This window comes from Photobacterium sp. GB-56, assembly GCF_003026105.1.
GTDB lineage: Bacteria > Pseudomonadota > Gammaproteobacteria > Enterobacterales > Vibrionaceae > Photobacterium.
Window position 1 is genome coordinate 1 of sequence record NZ_PYNW01000007.1, and the last position, 15,436, is coordinate 15,436.

The 15,436-nt window shown below is 39.2% G+C and carries 13 protein-coding genes, 5 tRNA genes and 1 pseudogene; 8 read left to right on the plus strand and 11 right to left on the minus strand.

Features of this window, described 5'->3' with window-relative positions:
* The coding region (locus C9J42_RS11265) for an S-type pyocin domain-containing protein (protein WP_199187155.1) at positions 1–802 on the plus strand (802 nt) is incomplete at its 5' end.
* The gene (locus tag C9J42_RS11270) at positions 792–1,049 is read left to right on the plus strand and encodes a bacteriocin immunity protein (protein WP_199187157.1); all 258 of its coding nucleotides are present in this window, start codon (positions 792–794) and stop codon (positions 1,047–1,049) included. The genes C9J42_RS11265 and C9J42_RS11270, both read left to right, overlap by 11 nt.
* A 94-nt stretch (positions 1,050–1,143) precedes the next feature.
* Here the strand turns inward: C9J42_RS11270 and C9J42_RS11275 are convergent, their stop codons facing one another.
* Positions 1,144–1,422 (minus strand): hypothetical protein, encoded by a 279-nt coding sequence (locus tag C9J42_RS11275; RefSeq protein ID WP_107288020.1) that lies wholly within the window; start codon positions 1,420–1,422, stop codon positions 1,144–1,146.
* The gene (locus C9J42_RS11280) at positions 1,419–1,724 is read right to left on the minus strand and encodes a hypothetical protein (RefSeq protein ID WP_107302012.1); all 306 of its coding nucleotides are present in this window, start codon (positions 1,722–1,724) and stop codon (positions 1,419–1,421) included. Before C9J42_RS11280 ends, C9J42_RS11275 begins: the two co-directional genes overlap by 4 nt.
* Before the next feature lie 228 nt (positions 1,725–1,952).
* Here C9J42_RS11280 and C9J42_RS11285 point away from each other — a divergent pair.
* A pseudogene (locus C9J42_RS11285) lies at positions 1,953–2,063 on the plus strand (IS6 family transposase); the annotation flags it as partial.
* A 154-nt stretch (positions 2,064–2,217) separates the two neighbouring features.
* On the opposite strand, the gene C9J42_RS11290 reads toward C9J42_RS11285, so the two are convergent.
* The 5 genes from C9J42_RS11290 to C9J42_RS11310 all read right to left on the minus strand — a co-directional run bounded on the left by C9J42_RS11290 (position 2,218) and on the right by C9J42_RS11310 (position 2,700).
* Positions 2,218–2,293: transfer RNA gene (locus tag C9J42_RS11290), tRNA-Asn, on the minus strand.
* A gap of 6 nt (positions 2,294–2,299) precedes the next feature.
* A tRNA-Gly gene (locus tag C9J42_RS11295) sits at positions 2,300–2,374 on the minus strand.
* Positions 2,375–2,393: 19 nt separating this feature from the next.
* Positions 2,394–2,478 (minus strand) — tRNA-Tyr (locus tag C9J42_RS11300).
* A 9-nt stretch (positions 2,479–2,487) separates the two neighbouring features.
* Positions 2,488–2,563: transfer RNA gene (locus tag C9J42_RS11305), tRNA-Thr, on the minus strand.
* 46 nt (positions 2,564–2,609) lie between these two features.
* Positions 2,610–2,700 (minus strand) — tRNA-Ser (locus C9J42_RS11310).
* Positions 2,701–3,083: 383 nt separating this feature from the next.
* Here C9J42_RS11310 and C9J42_RS11315 point away from each other — a divergent pair.
* Together C9J42_RS11315 and C9J42_RS11320 are read left to right on the plus strand one after the other, a co-directional pair.
* On the plus strand, positions 3,084–5,162 hold the full coding sequence (locus C9J42_RS11315) for an LruC domain-containing protein (protein ID WP_233217827.1): 2,079 nt from the start codon (positions 3,084–3,086) through the stop codon (positions 5,160–5,162).
* Between the two features lie 5 nt (positions 5,163–5,167).
* Positions 5,168–5,722, plus strand: a complete 555-nt coding sequence (locus tag C9J42_RS11320) for a hypothetical protein (RefSeq protein WP_107247781.1) — start codon at positions 5,168–5,170, stop codon at positions 5,720–5,722.
* 62 nt (positions 5,723–5,784) lie between these two features.
* Here C9J42_RS11320 and C9J42_RS11325 read toward each other — a convergent pair whose 3' ends face one another.
* Positions 5,785–7,500, minus strand: coding sequence for a chitinase (locus C9J42_RS11325; RefSeq protein ID WP_107291470.1), 1,716 nt, complete (start codon positions 7,498–7,500; stop codon positions 5,785–5,787).
* 876 nt (positions 7,501–8,376) lie between these two features.
* On the opposite strand from C9J42_RS11325, the gene C9J42_RS11330 reads away from it, so the two are divergent.
* Positions 8,377–8,619: a Rho-binding antiterminator gene (locus tag C9J42_RS11330; RefSeq protein ID WP_107208316.1), complete on the plus strand. Its 243-nt coding sequence runs from the start codon at positions 8,377–8,379 to the stop codon at positions 8,617–8,619.
* A gap of 127 nt (positions 8,620–8,746) precedes the next feature.
* Here C9J42_RS11330 and C9J42_RS11335 read toward each other — a convergent pair whose 3' ends face one another.
* From C9J42_RS11335 to C9J42_RS11345, 3 genes are all read right to left on the minus strand, one after another.
* Positions 8,747–8,932 (minus strand): hypothetical protein, encoded by a 186-nt coding sequence (locus C9J42_RS11335; RefSeq protein ID WP_045150501.1) that lies wholly within the window; start codon positions 8,930–8,932, stop codon positions 8,747–8,749.
* Positions 8,933–9,384: 452 nt separating this feature from the next.
* Positions 9,385–10,470 (minus strand): linear amide C-N hydrolase, encoded by a 1,086-nt coding sequence (locus tag C9J42_RS11340; protein ID WP_107208315.1) that lies wholly within the window; start codon positions 10,468–10,470, stop codon positions 9,385–9,387.
* 145 nt (positions 10,471–10,615) lie between these two features.
* Positions 10,616–11,983, minus strand: a complete 1,368-nt coding sequence (locus C9J42_RS11345; protein ID WP_107208314.1) for an NCS2 family permease — start codon at positions 11,981–11,983, stop codon at positions 10,616–10,618.
* A 481-nt stretch (positions 11,984–12,464) separates the two neighbouring features.
* On the opposite strand from C9J42_RS11345, the gene C9J42_RS11350 reads away from it, so the two are divergent.
* A complete protein-coding gene (locus C9J42_RS11350; RefSeq protein ID WP_107208313.1) occupies positions 12,465–13,760 on the plus strand; it encodes a serine dehydratase subunit alpha family protein in 1,296 nt (431 codons plus the stop codon).
* Between the two features lie 293 nt (positions 13,761–14,053).
* Positions 14,054–15,376 (plus strand): amino acid permease, encoded by a 1,323-nt coding sequence (locus tag C9J42_RS11355; RefSeq protein WP_158260209.1) that lies wholly within the window; start codon positions 14,054–14,056, stop codon positions 15,374–15,376.
* Positions 15,377–15,436: the final 60 nt, after the last annotated feature.

Here is a 15,436-nt window from a genome sequence, read left to right on the forward strand (position 1 = left end):
AATGCAAGAAGTCAAAAGCCGTATTCGTGTGCAGATAATAGAACCCGAAGGTGATGATGTTTACCCTACAGTCAGAGCTTTTCATGTTGGCGATGGTGACGACAAAGTACCTGTTCGGTATGTGGGTCAGAACGCACAAGGTCAATATTCAGTCGCACTAGAAGAAGGTGGCCCAACGATATATTGGTCACCAGACGAGACTGGAAATCAAGTGCCCCATACAACGCCGTCTCAAGATGATGGTGTGTCATTCGATGATATTTGGGTTAATCCACTCAGTGATGCGGTTAATGACTCATCGACTGTATTACCTATGCCTGCAGAGAGTGATTGGCAAGATAGAATTCTTGTGTTCCCTGAAGGTTCAGGGATTGAGCCTCTGTATCTGGTCTTTAAGACAACCGCTCGTAATGAGCCAGGAGTTGTTACTGGGAAAGGTGAAGATATAACAGGGATCTGGTTAGAAAAAGCAGGACAAGGATTAGGAGCACCAATACCGTCCCAGATAGCCGATAAATTAAGAGGCAGAGAGTTTTCAAGTTTTGATGTGTTTAGAAAAGCATTTTGGGTTGAGGTCTCTAAAGATGAATTTCTAATGAGTCAATTTAATAAACAAAACCAGAATCGAATATTATTAGGTAAGTCACCTAAAACAAGAAGTATTGATAAAGTTGGAAAGCGAAATTCTTTTGAAATCCACCACATTGAAGAAATACAATATGGAGGTGAAGTTTATAATGTTGATAACTTAAGAATAGTCACCGCAAAAAATCATATTAGGATACATAAGAATGAAATCTAAAATACAAGATTATACAGAAAGTGAGTTTGTTGAACTTATGGATCTGATTTTTAAAGAGAATACTGCTTTTAACGATGATAAGTTAGATACTTTGCTGGAGAAGTTTGAATTATTAACTGAGCACCCAGATGGAACAGATTTAATATATTACCCTGATAATGAAGCTAATTGTTCTCCTGAAGGTATTACGAAAATCATAAAAGAATGGCGAAAGTCTCAAGGCTTACCGTTATTTAAAGTTGAATAGAAACAAAGAATATTAGCACTACAGTAACTTCCGATTCAGTACGCATAAATACCTATACTGTTAAAAAGCCCTGCTTTGCAGGGCTTTTTAACACTTACCGCACACCTACAACGACGTATACAGCCCCGTCATTTCGGTAAAGTTGGCCACGCTTTTTACGAAAGCTGATCACCGTATAGGTATCACACGGATCCAAAATTACCCGTAACCGTGTCACTTTATTGATTGCCCCCGTATCCGTAGGTAAATCGAATTGCAGTCCAGGTTCGGTAAGGCCGACAAAATGTTTCGCGCCGGTCATGGTAATAAAACGGTTACCGCCTAGCTGGCTTAAAATGGTTTTGGCTATTGCCATATAATACGGCTGACTCATAGCGCCCCCTCCTGCTCGTAACTTTCTACCGCTTCAATAAAACATTCCAGATCGTGACAAGTACCAATTACCGGCCCTAATGCGGGGTATTGTCGTAACACAAAATTAAGCGCATTCACCATATCCAATACGCTTGGGTTACATTCGCGTAGTCGGGTGTAGAGTTGATAAAGACGCTTATCAATGAAGTAATCGCGGGATCTGTCGCTCATCGTTGTAGAGCCTGAGCGGTGCAGCGGTGATACGCTGCTCGGTTGATGTGCCTTAGTGGAGCTTGGTGAGTGTGAGTTGGAATGTGCCATCGCTTTTCTCCTTATGGGGTTTCTCATCGCCGTTTTCGCCTAACTTTTTCGAGGCACTGCAGGTTCTTTAAAGCAAGGGCGCGTAGCGTGTATTTCACCCTTGTTTTAGAGGTTCTGCTGTGCAACGTTACAACCCGTGAAAAAGCGATGAGAACAATAAGGAGAAAACAAAAAGCACATGGAAACGGCACACACCTTAGCGACACTTAGCACAGCAAACGAATGTAAAATAAGTGGCAATTTGATTTTTGGCTACGTCATGATTAACCTAAAACAAAAGTACAGGATAGATCCGCCTTTATGAATCGTCTCTTTAATGTTGATGCGATTTACGCGTAATTTAAAGTTAATTGTAGGCTCAATATACCCGTTAAATTATTTGCAACAGCCCCAGCCTACAAAAAATGGTGGTCACCGTTTGGTCACCGAGCATTTTTTAAGTGATTTTTTACAGACGTAAAAAAGCCCGCAATTGCTTGCGGGCTTTTTTATTTGGCTCCTCCTGCTGGACTTGAACCAGCGACATACGGATTAACAGTCCGCCGTTCTACCGACTGAACTAAGGAGGAATTGTTTGGAGCAGGCAGCGGGAATCGAACCCGCATCATCAGCTTGGAAGGCTGAGGTAATAGCCATTATACGATGCCTGCTAAGCATCTCTGCAAATTATGGTGGTGGGGGAAGGATTCGAACCTTCGAAGGCAGTGCCGGCAGATTTACAATCTGCTCCCTTTGGCCACTCGGGAACCCCACCGAAATTTAATGGTGCCGACTACCGGAGTCGAACTGGTGACCTACTGATTACAAGTCAGTTGCTCTACCTACTGAGCTAAGTCGGCACTAAAATTTCGTTTTATCATCAAGCCAAAGCTTAACAATTAAATATGGCGGAGAGATAGGGATTTGAACCCTAGATACGCTATAAACGTATGCCGGTTTTCAAGACCGGTGCTTTCAACCACTCAGCCATCTCTCCGTAAGTGCGATGAATAATATCGAGCTAACTTGCTGCTGTAAAGGGAATATTTTGAAAAAAAAATCAATTAGTCAATTATCAATCAAATATGAGGTAGTCATTCAAAAAAACATCACTCCCCTGCGATTTACTGCTTTTCAGTTTTTTAAAAGACTCATATTACAAATAAACACTGTCTTAAAATTCATAGCGTTTTGCAAAAATGAGAATAACAAAAGTGTAAAGCGCCATAACCTATTGTTATGTGTGTACGTTTAACTGGCATTAAAGTTGATTCTTAACTAAGGATGTTTCAAACGCTAACTGGAAGTGGAGTGACAATGAAACGCTATCTGTACATATTTTTTTCATTTTTTTTGTTTACCTCCTTCATGAGTAATAGCTTGGCAAACTCATTTTCATGTAACCAAACAGGCTATTTCTTTCATGATACTGCGAATATCTCATTCATTAACATTGATCGACAGACAAATAACTCAGGCTTAATACCTAATAGTTATGATGCAGTGGGTTTCAATACTCTCGATGGTTATTTATATGGAGTAATAAATAAAAAAGTAGTGCGCATTGATAATGGTTTCAACGCCGATGAGTTAGATATAGTTGATTTACCCGAACATGATTACACCGCAGGCGATGTTCATAACGATAACTTGTACCTCTATGCCAAGCAGGAAGGTATATGGCGCATTAATTTATCAACGAAGCAAGCAACCCAAGTATTAAAAAAGGAACAAGCTTTTTATACACTGGCAGATCTAGCTATTCATCCTGAGGGGGTTGTTTATGCAATTGATAACAGTAGAAATATTCACCGATTTGACCTTTCGCAATCGTTAGAAGATAACAAAGTGGAACTATCACAATCAACAGGGCTTCAAGGATTACGTAATTTTAGTGGTCAGTTTTTCGATGCTAATGGAATGTTATACATTATTGATTCTAAAACAGGAGAGTTATACCTTTTTGATGATATCACTCCCCTCAATGAACAAGAAAGTTTCCGTTATATTTCCTTACCTTCCCTAACGAATGTTAGTAGTACGATTGATATAGCTCGTTGTCGTGATATGACACTCGCTATAAAAGGTTATGATTTTGGTGATGCACCAAATTCTTATGGTACTTCAGTTTCTGTCAATGGTGCGCATCATCAAGTGTCTTCTCATCTTTACTTAGGAAGTAAACCTGATGAAGATCTGCTCGCACAACTTTATCCTGCGTTTGATGATAATAATGACAGTGATGATGAACAAGGGATAACTTTCGCAACTATGAGTTTAAATCAAGGCTCAACCTCTTTTTTCACGGCAAAAGTCGGCGGCTTTTTAACGGGATATCTATCTGCGTGGGTTGACTGGAATAACAATGGTAACTTTAGTGATCCTAACGAGAATGTGCTCCAAAATGTCTCACTGCTCGGTGGCACCCACCACCTTGCTATCGACGTTCCAAGTGATGCAAGCTTAACAGATCAAACATGGGTTCGCTTTAGGCTAAATGAAGATCCAAATATTTCACATCTAGGGCGTGGTGAACGAGGAGAAGTCGAAGACTACCCTATTTCAATTACCAGCTATGACAAGCAAGAAAGTTATTCTTGGTTTCCTTCTCAAGGAAGTTATGCAACTCTCGCGTTTGAAGACCGCTGGCCTAATGAAGATGATTTTGATTTTAATGATGTCGTCCTGAGATACCGTGTTGGACATGTACAACAAGCCACTACTGGCAAGCTTTCACAACTGAACATTGATATTGAATTACAGGCTTACGGTGGGGAATATAATAATGGTTTTGCTATTAAATTAGACGGCGTTACCTCTTCGAGTGTTGATACCGAAAACAGCTATGTTGTCGTAAATAATGCATACCAAGCAAGTATTGTAGAAGCAACTGACAGCCCAGATGATGACGCAGTTTTGATTGTCACGGACTCATTAAAGCAATACTTTTCTTCTGAATGTGACAACGGGTTTTTACGCGTAGATCCTAATTGTGAATTAGATAAAAATGTAACCGTAAAAGCTTCAATGAAAATCACATTCAACGAACCTGTTACCTACCCTAAAGATTTATCTCCATATTTAAATCCATTTATTTTTGCTTCGCCCAATGATAATCATGGTTTTCTAGCCCCGCCTTCTCGAAGTCTAGAAATTCATTTGAAGGACTTTTCTCCAACAATCAAGGCTAATCCAAATTTATTCAAAAGTGGTAATGATGATTCAGGCGATGCCAGCATCAATTGTGGTATTCAAAAAAGCTGCGACAGTTATAAAAATAAATCAGGGATCCCATTTGCGATTTTAATACCTGCTAATTGGAATAATCCGGTAGAAGGGAAAAGTATTTTATCTGCCTACCCTGATATCAAAAACTATCTCAACAATAATGACAGTGAACATGATACATGGTTTATGCACCCTGATCCCTTAAACGTATATTCTCTGACAGTGGAGTAATACTGATGAAAAACTCTCGATTACTGTTACTACTCATCACTTGGATCTTTACTGGTTGTTTAAGCGAAAGTTCATCCGATCAAACCAATCAGCCTATAGAAACAGAAAGTGATACCAGTGCTCAGGTGCAACCCCCTATCTTTTTTCCAGTGAAAGATAGCGGTGACGATAATATAGATAACGGTGAAAGTGACGATATTGATAATATTAGTGATGACGATTTAACTGAGCAAGACGAAGACAACTTTCCAGAATTAGAGGCGAGTAATATTAATTTTTCGGGCAATATCACAACGATCCCCTTAAACATTACTAATCCAATATTTGAAGATGTCTATGTCAATATTTATCGAAATTATAGCACTGATGATGACGGTAATTACATTGTTAATCATGATGATAGAGTCATGGCAACAGCTATTACTGAAGCAAATTATGAGGGCAGCCTATTTTTAACGCCAGATATTAACAAGCTGCTTATTGAGATAATCTCACTGAATGATAATCAAATTATTACACAAAAAGCGATCACATTTCCTATTGAACGTATTAATTTATAAAACAAAAGCCCGAAAGACATTTTATGTTTATCTTTCGGGCTTTCTCTAATTGTTAGTTTTTATTACAACTTTTGCCAAGGGCTCCCAGCATCGGGTTTATTCCCTTGCGTCCACCACTTCGCTTTATATTCACTTCCTTGATAACTGACTTTGTCGCCACCAACATACACAGCTCCTACATTCCATGCAGGTGTATCAGTTGCAGGAGGATCAACGGGCTCTACAGGAACCACAGGATCGACAGGAATAACTGGATCAACAGGTTCGACTGGCGTAACAGGATCAACAGGAGGTTCGATTGGATCAACTGGCTCAGGAGTCACTGGTGTACCACTTTCTAGCGCCCAAGGACCACCACTTGCAGGGTTATCGCCTTGTGTCCACCACTTCGCTTTATAGACAGCACCTTGGTAACTGACTTTATCGCCACCAGTGTAAACTTTATTGCTTTGCCATGTATCCACACCATCGACTGGCGGGTCTACAGGATCCACAGGCTTATCTGTATCAGGTAATTTATCAACTACACGCACATCAGGCCAATTGGCGTGAGAACCATATGCATTCGCGACACATTTTTCGTAATCACCTTCAACTAAAGCTGAATACGCCGTTTGAAAACCGACTAATTCACATTCAAAAGAAACACCGCCTGGACGATCAGAATAATATTTCCAGTTCGCATCCCAGTTGGTGTAAAGCACGTCAGTGGCACCATTAAGATTTAAACTACCATAGGGTGTTTGCTGCCAGCAGGTGTTTTTCTCATCTTCTGCAATAGCAATTTCATAATGCTCGGCTAAACCTTCCCAGTAACGAATACGGTTAACAGGTTGTCCTTTCTCTCTGTTTTGCTCACCACATTCGATACCGCCATTGATCACATTAATAGTGGTACCAAAGCCATAGGTAATACCGGCATCAATTTCACGTTGTGATGGTTTCCATGTACGATCAATTACATGAAGCATCGCAGGCTTAGGGGCTTGTGGGGTTAAGAAAAACCAAATCGCAGAGGCAAGGTTCAGCCATGAATCAGCAACACGCCCCGGATCATTTAATAATACCGTTGCATCGCCATCAAACATTACTTCCGAGAAAGCACCATAATTAAAATGGTAAGAGAGCTGTTTAGCGCCTCGGCCAAAATACCCTTCACCGTCAGCACATGGCCAACGTTTATTTTGCCAATCATCTTGCCCACAACCTGTAGTATAACCCGCTTGACCTTCAGACCAGCCCATTTCGCGTACATGAACGAGGGCTTGCTGCCATTCTTCTAATGCCAGTGGGTTATCCGAATAATTATCGATACTGATATGGCCGCCCGTTTCTTGTGAGAAATGGGCAAATGCCGTCACGATAGAGGTTTTACAGATTTCATCAGCATTACGTCCGTCGGTATAGTCGCCACAGAATGCAGGAAACTTACCAATTGCGCGTAGAAAACGGGTATAGGTATATTCAGGCGCTGCCATTTGTGTCAAGAAATTCCACTCTGTTTCAGGAAAAACTCGCTCAACACGTTTTACGTTATCAGGGTTGCTTGAAGCATCAGGGTAGATCGCTTCAACCTCTGTATTTGGGCGTGTTTCGAGTGCTTTAGCCCAAACGTCATACATAGGATCTAACGTCTTTGCATCTTCTGCGGCTGTTATTTCTGCCCGCTCAATGATGTAGCCACCAGGGTTTTCGGGATCAGGCTGTGGATTCATCGCATAACTGCTTGTCGCGGATATACCAGCAATCAGTAATGCTAATTGACTTATTTTCGCCATTATAAATTCCTTTTAAGTACGAATTATCTATCTTTCAGAGCTAAAATAAGTCGGCATACTCACCAAACAATTTTATTTAATGCGACGCTAATAATTTTAATATTCAAAACTCATCTTAGCTATCAGTACATTTACAAATAATTACTTAATAACGGCAACGTTCCATGGTTAAAACCGTGTCACATAACTTGTTTTTATGTACGCTGTAATAAATTCATTCAACTAATATCTTTGGCTGTCACACTGTACACAAAATTTGAAAACATAATAATGAAAGCTAGCAAAGTCTATTTATTGTTATTTTATTTGAAAACCCCAAAGCCAACAGGCAACAAATAAAACATTGAAAAATAAAGATTTTAACTTATTCATTTAATATATGGTTGGCAATAGACAATAGATGAGTTTAGTTGCACATCGTTATGATTAATATATTTAGAGTATGATCACATTAAATAACAAAAATATTAATAATTAAGGTTTACTCAGAGAAAAGTCTACTTTCATTATTTATTATTATAGAAAGTAATTTATAAGCAGAAGATTTATCGTTATAAATAATATAAAAATCCAATGATTGTAATATCAAACACATTAAAAATATAATTTCGAATTTTATTTTTAATGTGTTTATACATAATCACACATTGCAAAGTGCCCTATAGCAATGTTTCTTAACGCTAAAATAAACCCAGTAATACTCACTAAAAGATTAAGTTAATTTTACTTCAGTGATAACAATCAATATTTCTCATCGTCTATCACGTGCTCTTTCTAAGTCACCATATTGGGATTATTAAGGTATATATTTTGAATTTCTTGAACGCTGGGAGTAATCTAAAATAGTCGTGAACGGTAATTTAAGGAGCAATAATAATGATCAGTTGTCATCAACATGACTATATTGAGATAGCCTGCATGCTCCACCTTGATGTGAGTTTAACGTATAAAAATGGAGATAAAATTTCAGGGATCGCCCAAGATACTTGTTATAACGCGCAGCGAGAAGAATGTATCGAATTGAAAATGAATAATACCGTTTCAACAATAGTTCTCGATCATCTCGCCTCTATGCAGGCACTCACCGCGAATCCACATTTTGAGACGGTTAATTTTTAAATTTACATTGTAAATAGTGGTTAATTTTCACTCATCTATGCAAGTAAAAAACAAAAAAGGTGACTTGAATAATAAGTCACCTTTTTATTAACCAAAAAACTTAAATATACTATTTAACATATTTAAGTTATTTATAAGTAAACGCCATTTCACCATTAGCATCTGTGTATAACGACGCTTTAGATTGTTTGATCAACTGTGCTGCATATGAAGGTGTAACAGCGCGTAGCTCACCTTTCACTGATACAAATTGACCTTCCCAAGCAACATCACGGTATTTACCTGCTTCTAAAATTTCTACTACTACTTTCATAATGACTGCACCTTAAATGAATATTTTAAACAACCCTACCGAAACACTTTGCGGTTCCTCAGTTGGTCTTTTTAATTTACCTCGTTTTGATTAATTGTCATTACAATAAAAATGCAACGTTAGTTGTGCATAAATGGTAGATTCAAATTTTTTTAATCTTTTTCTGGTTTTATCTTAGGAGTTATAAATACGCACCCCAACACCTTCTTTAAAGAAGAATAATAAGTTTATTAAAAACAAGAATATAAATTATAAAAAGATACTAAATAATGACACAATCGCGCATAAATGGTATGGAGTACGCAATAATAGTAGTGAATAATTAACGATCAAGTATGAATAAAATGCAAGATTGCAAAAATGATCGTTTCTAGATTCATTTTTGACACAAAAAAAGACAATAAAAAGGGCAACATGCTGTTGCCCTCATAATAGCGACTAGGTGTTTGTGGTTATTTAATCACTACATCTTGAGTAGTAAACTTACCATTATCAAGTGGTTGCTTGTGTTCTGTCTTCGCATTGAAATCTAATTTAGATAACTCTACACGACGAATAGTACTGTCATGCATCGTTTTATAGAACAGTTCACCATTGCCTTGATCAATAACAGATGTCCACTGAGTCGCACTTGGTAAATCAGGGATATGTGACTTATCGTTAAACTCACTGCCAATTGGAATATCGAAGTTATTTAAAATATGGAAAGCTTGTGATACTGCTTCTTGCGATGTCTTTAATACAGGTGCGCTATTTACATAGAATGCAGCGCGAACAAAACGTGACGGTGGAGAAATATCACCAGGTAAGCCCACAAAGTTAGAGCCGACACCAAACGATTGGGCTTCTACCCCATTGATCTTTTGTGGCGCACTGATACCCGGGTGAAGGTTAATATAGTTATTTAAATTCGTTACCTGCCACTTGTAATCTGGCGAGTTAGTTAGCACTTTAGCCGTGTTCTTATAAATATTTATCTTACCGTGATCCATTATCTCAATCACGATGCTGTTACCTTGCTTATCCGACACACGCCAGTGCGCCGTTGGTGATGGGTTACCTTCAGCATCAAAGTAAACAGTGACAATCTTGATCTTACTTAACGCAGCTTCAACTTCTGCAACCGTTGAATATTGACTTAACATCCAACGTACGAAATCCATATCCGTGATGTTATTTGCGGTATTGTTAGGATCATATTTCGCAAGTGAGCCATAACCACGGAAATAGAATAAACCCGCCGTTAAGCCTTTTTCGTTAATACCTTCAGCAATAAAACGATCATCACTAACAGAGATCCCAGCAAAGCCATATTTACTTTTCCAAGTTAACCCTTGCTTTTGATCTGGCATTATCGAGGTATAGCTATAATTACGAGGAGAAACAATTAACTTACTATTTAAATCGCTATGACCCCACTCGATGGTACGAGCTTGAATATGATCATTGCCTGTTGTGCCAAGTGTAATTCCAGTACAAGCACTTGCAGCGGAGCTAAAACATGACGCCAACAGCAATGTTAATATCGTTTTTTTCATAAATATGCCTGTGAATGTGAACGCATATAATTAATCCTTGATAATAGTCCATTATGGAAAATAAAAACAACGTGTTATATGTTGATATGTATAAAAAAGCCCACTTTTAGTGGGCTTAAAAAATACTTTACTATAGAACTAGTCGCTAGATAGCCCAGCCGCCAGCATAGAAAACAACTAAGGCAATCGCAATAACGACAGTACCTATATTGAGCTTTTTCACTTCACCAGAAACTAATCGACCGATAACTAATGCAGTAAAACCAAGCATAATACCAGTAACAATATTACTTGTTAGAACAATGAAAACAGCACACAGTAAGCCAGATAATGCATCAACAGAATCTTCCATATCTAACTTGCTAACATTACTTAGCATTAATAGGCCAACATACATCAGTGCAGGCGCTGTCGCATAGGAAGGGACTAAGTAGCTTAATGGTGCAAGAAACAACATGAAGATGAACAGTACACCTACCGTAGTTGCTGTTAAGCCTGTTTTACCACCAGCAGCTGTACCTGCCGCAGATTCAATGTATACCGCAGCAGGAGAACCACCAACCAGGCCTGCAAAAATGCTACTAACAGAATCAGACGTTAATGCCTTACCACCATTGATAATATGACCACGTTGGTTAAGTAAATTCGCCTGTCCTGCTACTGCACGAATCGTACCTGTTGCATCAAAAATTGCCGTCATCACAAGTGCTAATACTGTAGGCAAAATAACTGGGTTTAGGGCACCCATAATGTCCATTGTACCTAATAAGGATTCGCCATCATGACCAAATGTCGGCATTGCAAAGAAACCGTGGTACGTCACTTTCGGATCAAAGATAAGACCAATGATAGAAATGGCAATAATCACTAATAAAATGCCACCAGGAACACGGCGCTTTTCTAATCCTAAAATAGCCGCCAAGCCTAAAATAGACATGAAGACTGGAAACGCGGTGAAATCACCAAAAGCAACGGGTAAGCCTTCAGCTGGGTTTTTGATCACTAGCCCAACGCCATTCGCTGCAATCAAAAGTAAAAATAATCCAATACCAATCCCAGTACCATGAGCAATACCATTGGGCATATTTTTCATGATCCAAGTACGCACACCCGTTACCGTTATTAATGTAAAGACAACCCCCATTAAGAATACGGCACCTAAGGCAACAGGCACACTCACGTCTTGCCCTAGTACTAAGCTAAATGCAGTAAATGCGGTAAGTGAAATAGCACAACCAATGGCCATCGGTAAACGCGCCCATAACCCCATAAGTAATGAACCAAATGCAGCCACTAAACAGGTTGCGATAAAAACCGCACCTTGATTAAAACCCGCAGCACCCAACATGCTAGGCACCACAATCACGGAATACACCATGGCTAGAAATGTGGTTAAACCCGCAATTATTTCCTGTTTGACATTACTGCCGCGAGCTGTAATTTCAAAATAGCTATCTAGTTTACTCTTAGGTTCTAAATGAGAAGGGCGTTGATGTGTGCTATCAGCAGACATGGTAAATTCCTATTTGATCAAAAAAGCGATATTTTTCAGCAAATCTAATGTATTGCCAAATTAACGCAAACGTTTCCGTTTCTATTCAAAATAAAAGGCTGATGCTAGCACCAACCTTCATTCTATGACGACGTGATCATACCTATAAATAGCCTCAATTCGCTAGTGTTAAATCAATTTTCCAGTTGAAATACTCTGCATTTTATCTCCACTACCTAAATGGACTTATCATTTAGATAAAAACATAACCTCTAAAAATGTGATAAACACAACAGAACATTCAACAATAAATAAAATAATAGAATATTTTTCTATTTTATCTTTAATTTTCATTTAAATAGGAAATTTATTTCTTCGTTATCGAGCGTATATTTGCAGCGATTCAAATACCCATGAAGTTAAAGAGGATATTAAAAAAATAAAGCCTCCTCTCTTCGTTGTCGGTTTATTTTCCTCCGGTTGGAACATTAAGGTAGTAGTTATGAAAACCCATCTTTGGCCTGCATTTATTAACGTGATCAAACGTGATGTTGTTCCTGCTTTAGGCTGCACAGAGCCTGTGTCTGTGGCGCTTGCTGCTGCTATTGCGATGGAACAACTTCCACTTCATGAACGCAATATCACCCATATTGATGTGCGTGTTTCTCCTAATTTGATGAAAAATGGCATCGGCGTCATGGTACCCGGTACGGGAATGGCAGGTTTAGCTATTGCATCAGCTGTAGGTGCACTGGCTGGCAATAGCCAAGCGAAATTAGAAGTATTAAAGGACATTACGCCAGATAACGTTAAACAAGCTAAAGCATTATTAGATGCCAATAAAGTCACGGTTAACGTCGCTGATGTCACTAATATTCTTTATGCCAAGGTAAGTATTTATAACCAAGCTCATTGTGCGACAGTGACTATCGCAGATAGCCATACTCAAGTGATCAGTATTGAACTTGATGGTGTTACAGTTTTCGAAGCGTCACCTAACGAGCAAAAGGTCGTTGAAATATCGAACTCACCTTTTAGTGATGCTGGCGTTCAAGATATTTTTGATTTCGCGACCAATGCGCCTATTACTGATATTCAATTTATCGAACAAGCTTATGAGCTCAATAACGCATTATCTTGTGAAGGGCTAAAGGGCCAATATGGATTAGAAATTGGCGCGACATTTCAACGTAACATTGATCGCGGTTTATTATCAGGCGGTCTACTCACCGATGTATTACTCCGCACGGCTGCCGCTTCTGATGCGCGTATGGGAGGAGCTATGAAACCAGCGATGAGTAATTCAGGCTCTGGTAACCAAGGTATTGCCGCCACCATGCCTGTCGTGGTCGTTGCCGATTTTGTAAATGCTGATAATGAGCATTTGATCCGCGCCTTAATCCTTTCTCATTTAATGGCAATTTATATTAAAAGCTATCAAAACAAGCTGTCTGCATTATGCGGCGCAACAACTGCATCAATGGGGGCGGTATCTGGTATTACATGGTTATTGGGCGGAAATGTGGAACAAATCAGTGCAGCGATTTGCAGTATGATCGGAGATATCACCGGTATTATTTGTGACGGCGCAAAAGCCAGCTGTGCGATGAAAGTCTCTTCTGCTGCCGGATCTGCTGTTAAGTCTGCCTTAATGGCATTAGATGGTATTCGAGTAACGGGCAATGAAGGCATTGTCGCTGATGATGTCGATACGACTATTCGTAATTTATCTGCATTAGCAAATGGCGCTATGACCCATACTGATGTTCAGATCCTTGATATTATGATTAACAAATAATGTTCTAACGCATGTGATTAATAAATAATCGACAAGACTAAACCAGAGCTATTTTGCTCTGGTTTCCTATTTTTAATCGCTTAAATGCCTTTTCTTTTTTCCTCTTTAAAAGAGCATTCTGTCCTCTTCTGTCATCGCTAAAAGTAAAACAATCATTAAAAGCACCTAATTGCATCTTTTATACTTCTATAGTTTATATATTATAACTTTTAGTTATTTAGTAACTATACGACTAGATCCATAATCCAGCTATTCGCTGTCAGCATAACTATGATAATAAGCTGGAATATATAATGAAACCTGATATAGATACCGCCCTTTCAAACACCAGTGTCCCCCTATACCAACAGGCAAACATGACACCTCAGCAATGGAAGGCTGCAACAAAATTCGACAGTGTTGATGTCGGTTGGATTGTCATGAGTATTGGCATGGCCATTGGCGCGGGGATTGTTTTTCTCCCAGTACAAGTTGGCGTCATGGGATTATGGGTATTTTTACTCTCATCGGTCATTGGCTACCCTGCCATGTATTTGTTTCAGAAACTCTTTATCAATACCCTTGCTGAATCAAAGAAATGTACCGATTATCCAGGCGTGATCAGCGGCTACTTAGGTAAAAACTGGGGCATCGCATTAGGCATTTTATATTTCATCATGCTGGTGATTTGGGTATTGGTTTACTCTCTCGCCATCACTAATGACAGTGCCTCGTACCTATATACTTTTGGCGTTACTGAATCTCATTTAAACCATAATATTTTCTATGGCTTAGCATTAATCTGCTTACTGAGCTATATCGGCTCAAAAAGTGAAAAGTTCCTGTTTAAGATCTCAGGGGTTATGGCAGTAACGGTGATCACCTTAGTCGCGGTGATGGGCGTACTGCTGATCCCACAATGGAATTTTAGCAATATTACCGCTGTTGGCGACTGGGACAAGATGCTTAAAGATGCAATCATCACCCTACCTTTTACCTTAACCTCGATTTTATTTATTCAATCGTTGAGCCCAATGGTGATTTCGTACCGCTCACATGAAAAATCGATTGAAGTGGCACGTTATAAAGCATCACGCGCGATGAAAATAGCCTTTAGTATTTTGTTTGTGGTGGTCTTTTTCTTTGCCATCTCGTTCACCTTTGCGATCAGCCAGTCTGAAGCACAACATGCGATGCAAGAAAATATCTCTGCCCTTGCGATGATTGCACATTACTTCCCCGGCAGTTGGGCAACAATCGTCGGTATCGTGATCAACATCTTTGCGGTCGTGACATCGTTCTTTGGGGTGTTCTTGGCGTTTAAAGAGGCGTGTAAAGGGCTGGCAATGAACATGCTTGAACGTAAGTATGCTCACCACGACATCAATACTGAGTTAGTAAATAAACTAACGACGGTATTTATTATTCTGATCGCATGGGCGGCAGTGGCATTGAATCTACCGATCTTATCGTTCACTTCTATTTGTTCACCAATCTTCGGCATTGTTGGCTGCTTGATCCCAGCCTACTTGGTATACAAGGTACCATCATTAAACAAATATAAAGGCACAGCAACCTACTTGATCATCCTCACCGGTATTTTGCTCTGCATCTCGCCGCTATTAGCTTTCCTTTAATAGCTAACAGCTAAATTTCTGACACAAAAAAACGCCGTTGTACGCAGCTTAAATAAGCTT

Bases quoted from the DNA above. Each gene is read 5' to 3' on its own strand.
- C9J42_RS11270 (WP_199187157.1), top strand. From the start codon at position 792: ATGAAATCTAAAATACAAGATTATACAGAAAGTGAGTTTGTTGAACTT.
- C9J42_RS11275 (WP_107288020.1), bottom strand. From the start codon at position 1,422: ATGAGTCAGCCGTATTATATGGCAATAGCCAAAACCATTTTAAGCCAG.
- C9J42_RS11280 (WP_107302012.1), bottom strand. From the start codon at position 1,724: ATGGCACATTCCAACTCACACTCACCAAGCTCCACTAAGGCACATCAA.
- C9J42_RS11320 (WP_107247781.1), top strand. From the start codon at position 5,168: ATGAAAAACTCTCGATTACTGTTACTACTCATCACTTGGATCTTTACT.
- C9J42_RS11325 (WP_107291470.1), bottom strand. From the start codon at position 7,500: ATGGCGAAAATAAGTCAATTAGCATTACTGATTGCTGGTATATCCGCG.
- C9J42_RS11330 (WP_107208316.1), top strand. From the start codon at position 8,377: ATGATCAGTTGTCATCAACATGACTATATTGAGATAGCCTGCATGCTC.
- C9J42_RS11335 (WP_045150501.1), bottom strand. From the start codon at position 8,932: ATGAAAGTAGTAGTAGAAATTTTAGAAGCAGGTAAATACCGTGATGTT.
- C9J42_RS11340 (WP_107208315.1), bottom strand. From the start codon at position 10,470: ATGAAAAAAACGATATTAACATTGCTGTTGGCGTCATGTTTTAGCTCC.
- C9J42_RS11345 (WP_107208314.1), bottom strand. From the start codon at position 11,983: ATGTCTGCTGATAGCACACATCAACGCCCTTCTCATTTAGAACCTAAG.
- C9J42_RS11350 (WP_107208313.1), top strand. From the start codon at position 12,465: ATGAAAACCCATCTTTGGCCTGCATTTATTAACGTGATCAAACGTGAT.
- C9J42_RS11355 (WP_158260209.1), top strand. From the start codon at position 14,054: ATGAAACCTGATATAGATACCGCCCTTTCAAACACCAGTGTCCCCCTA.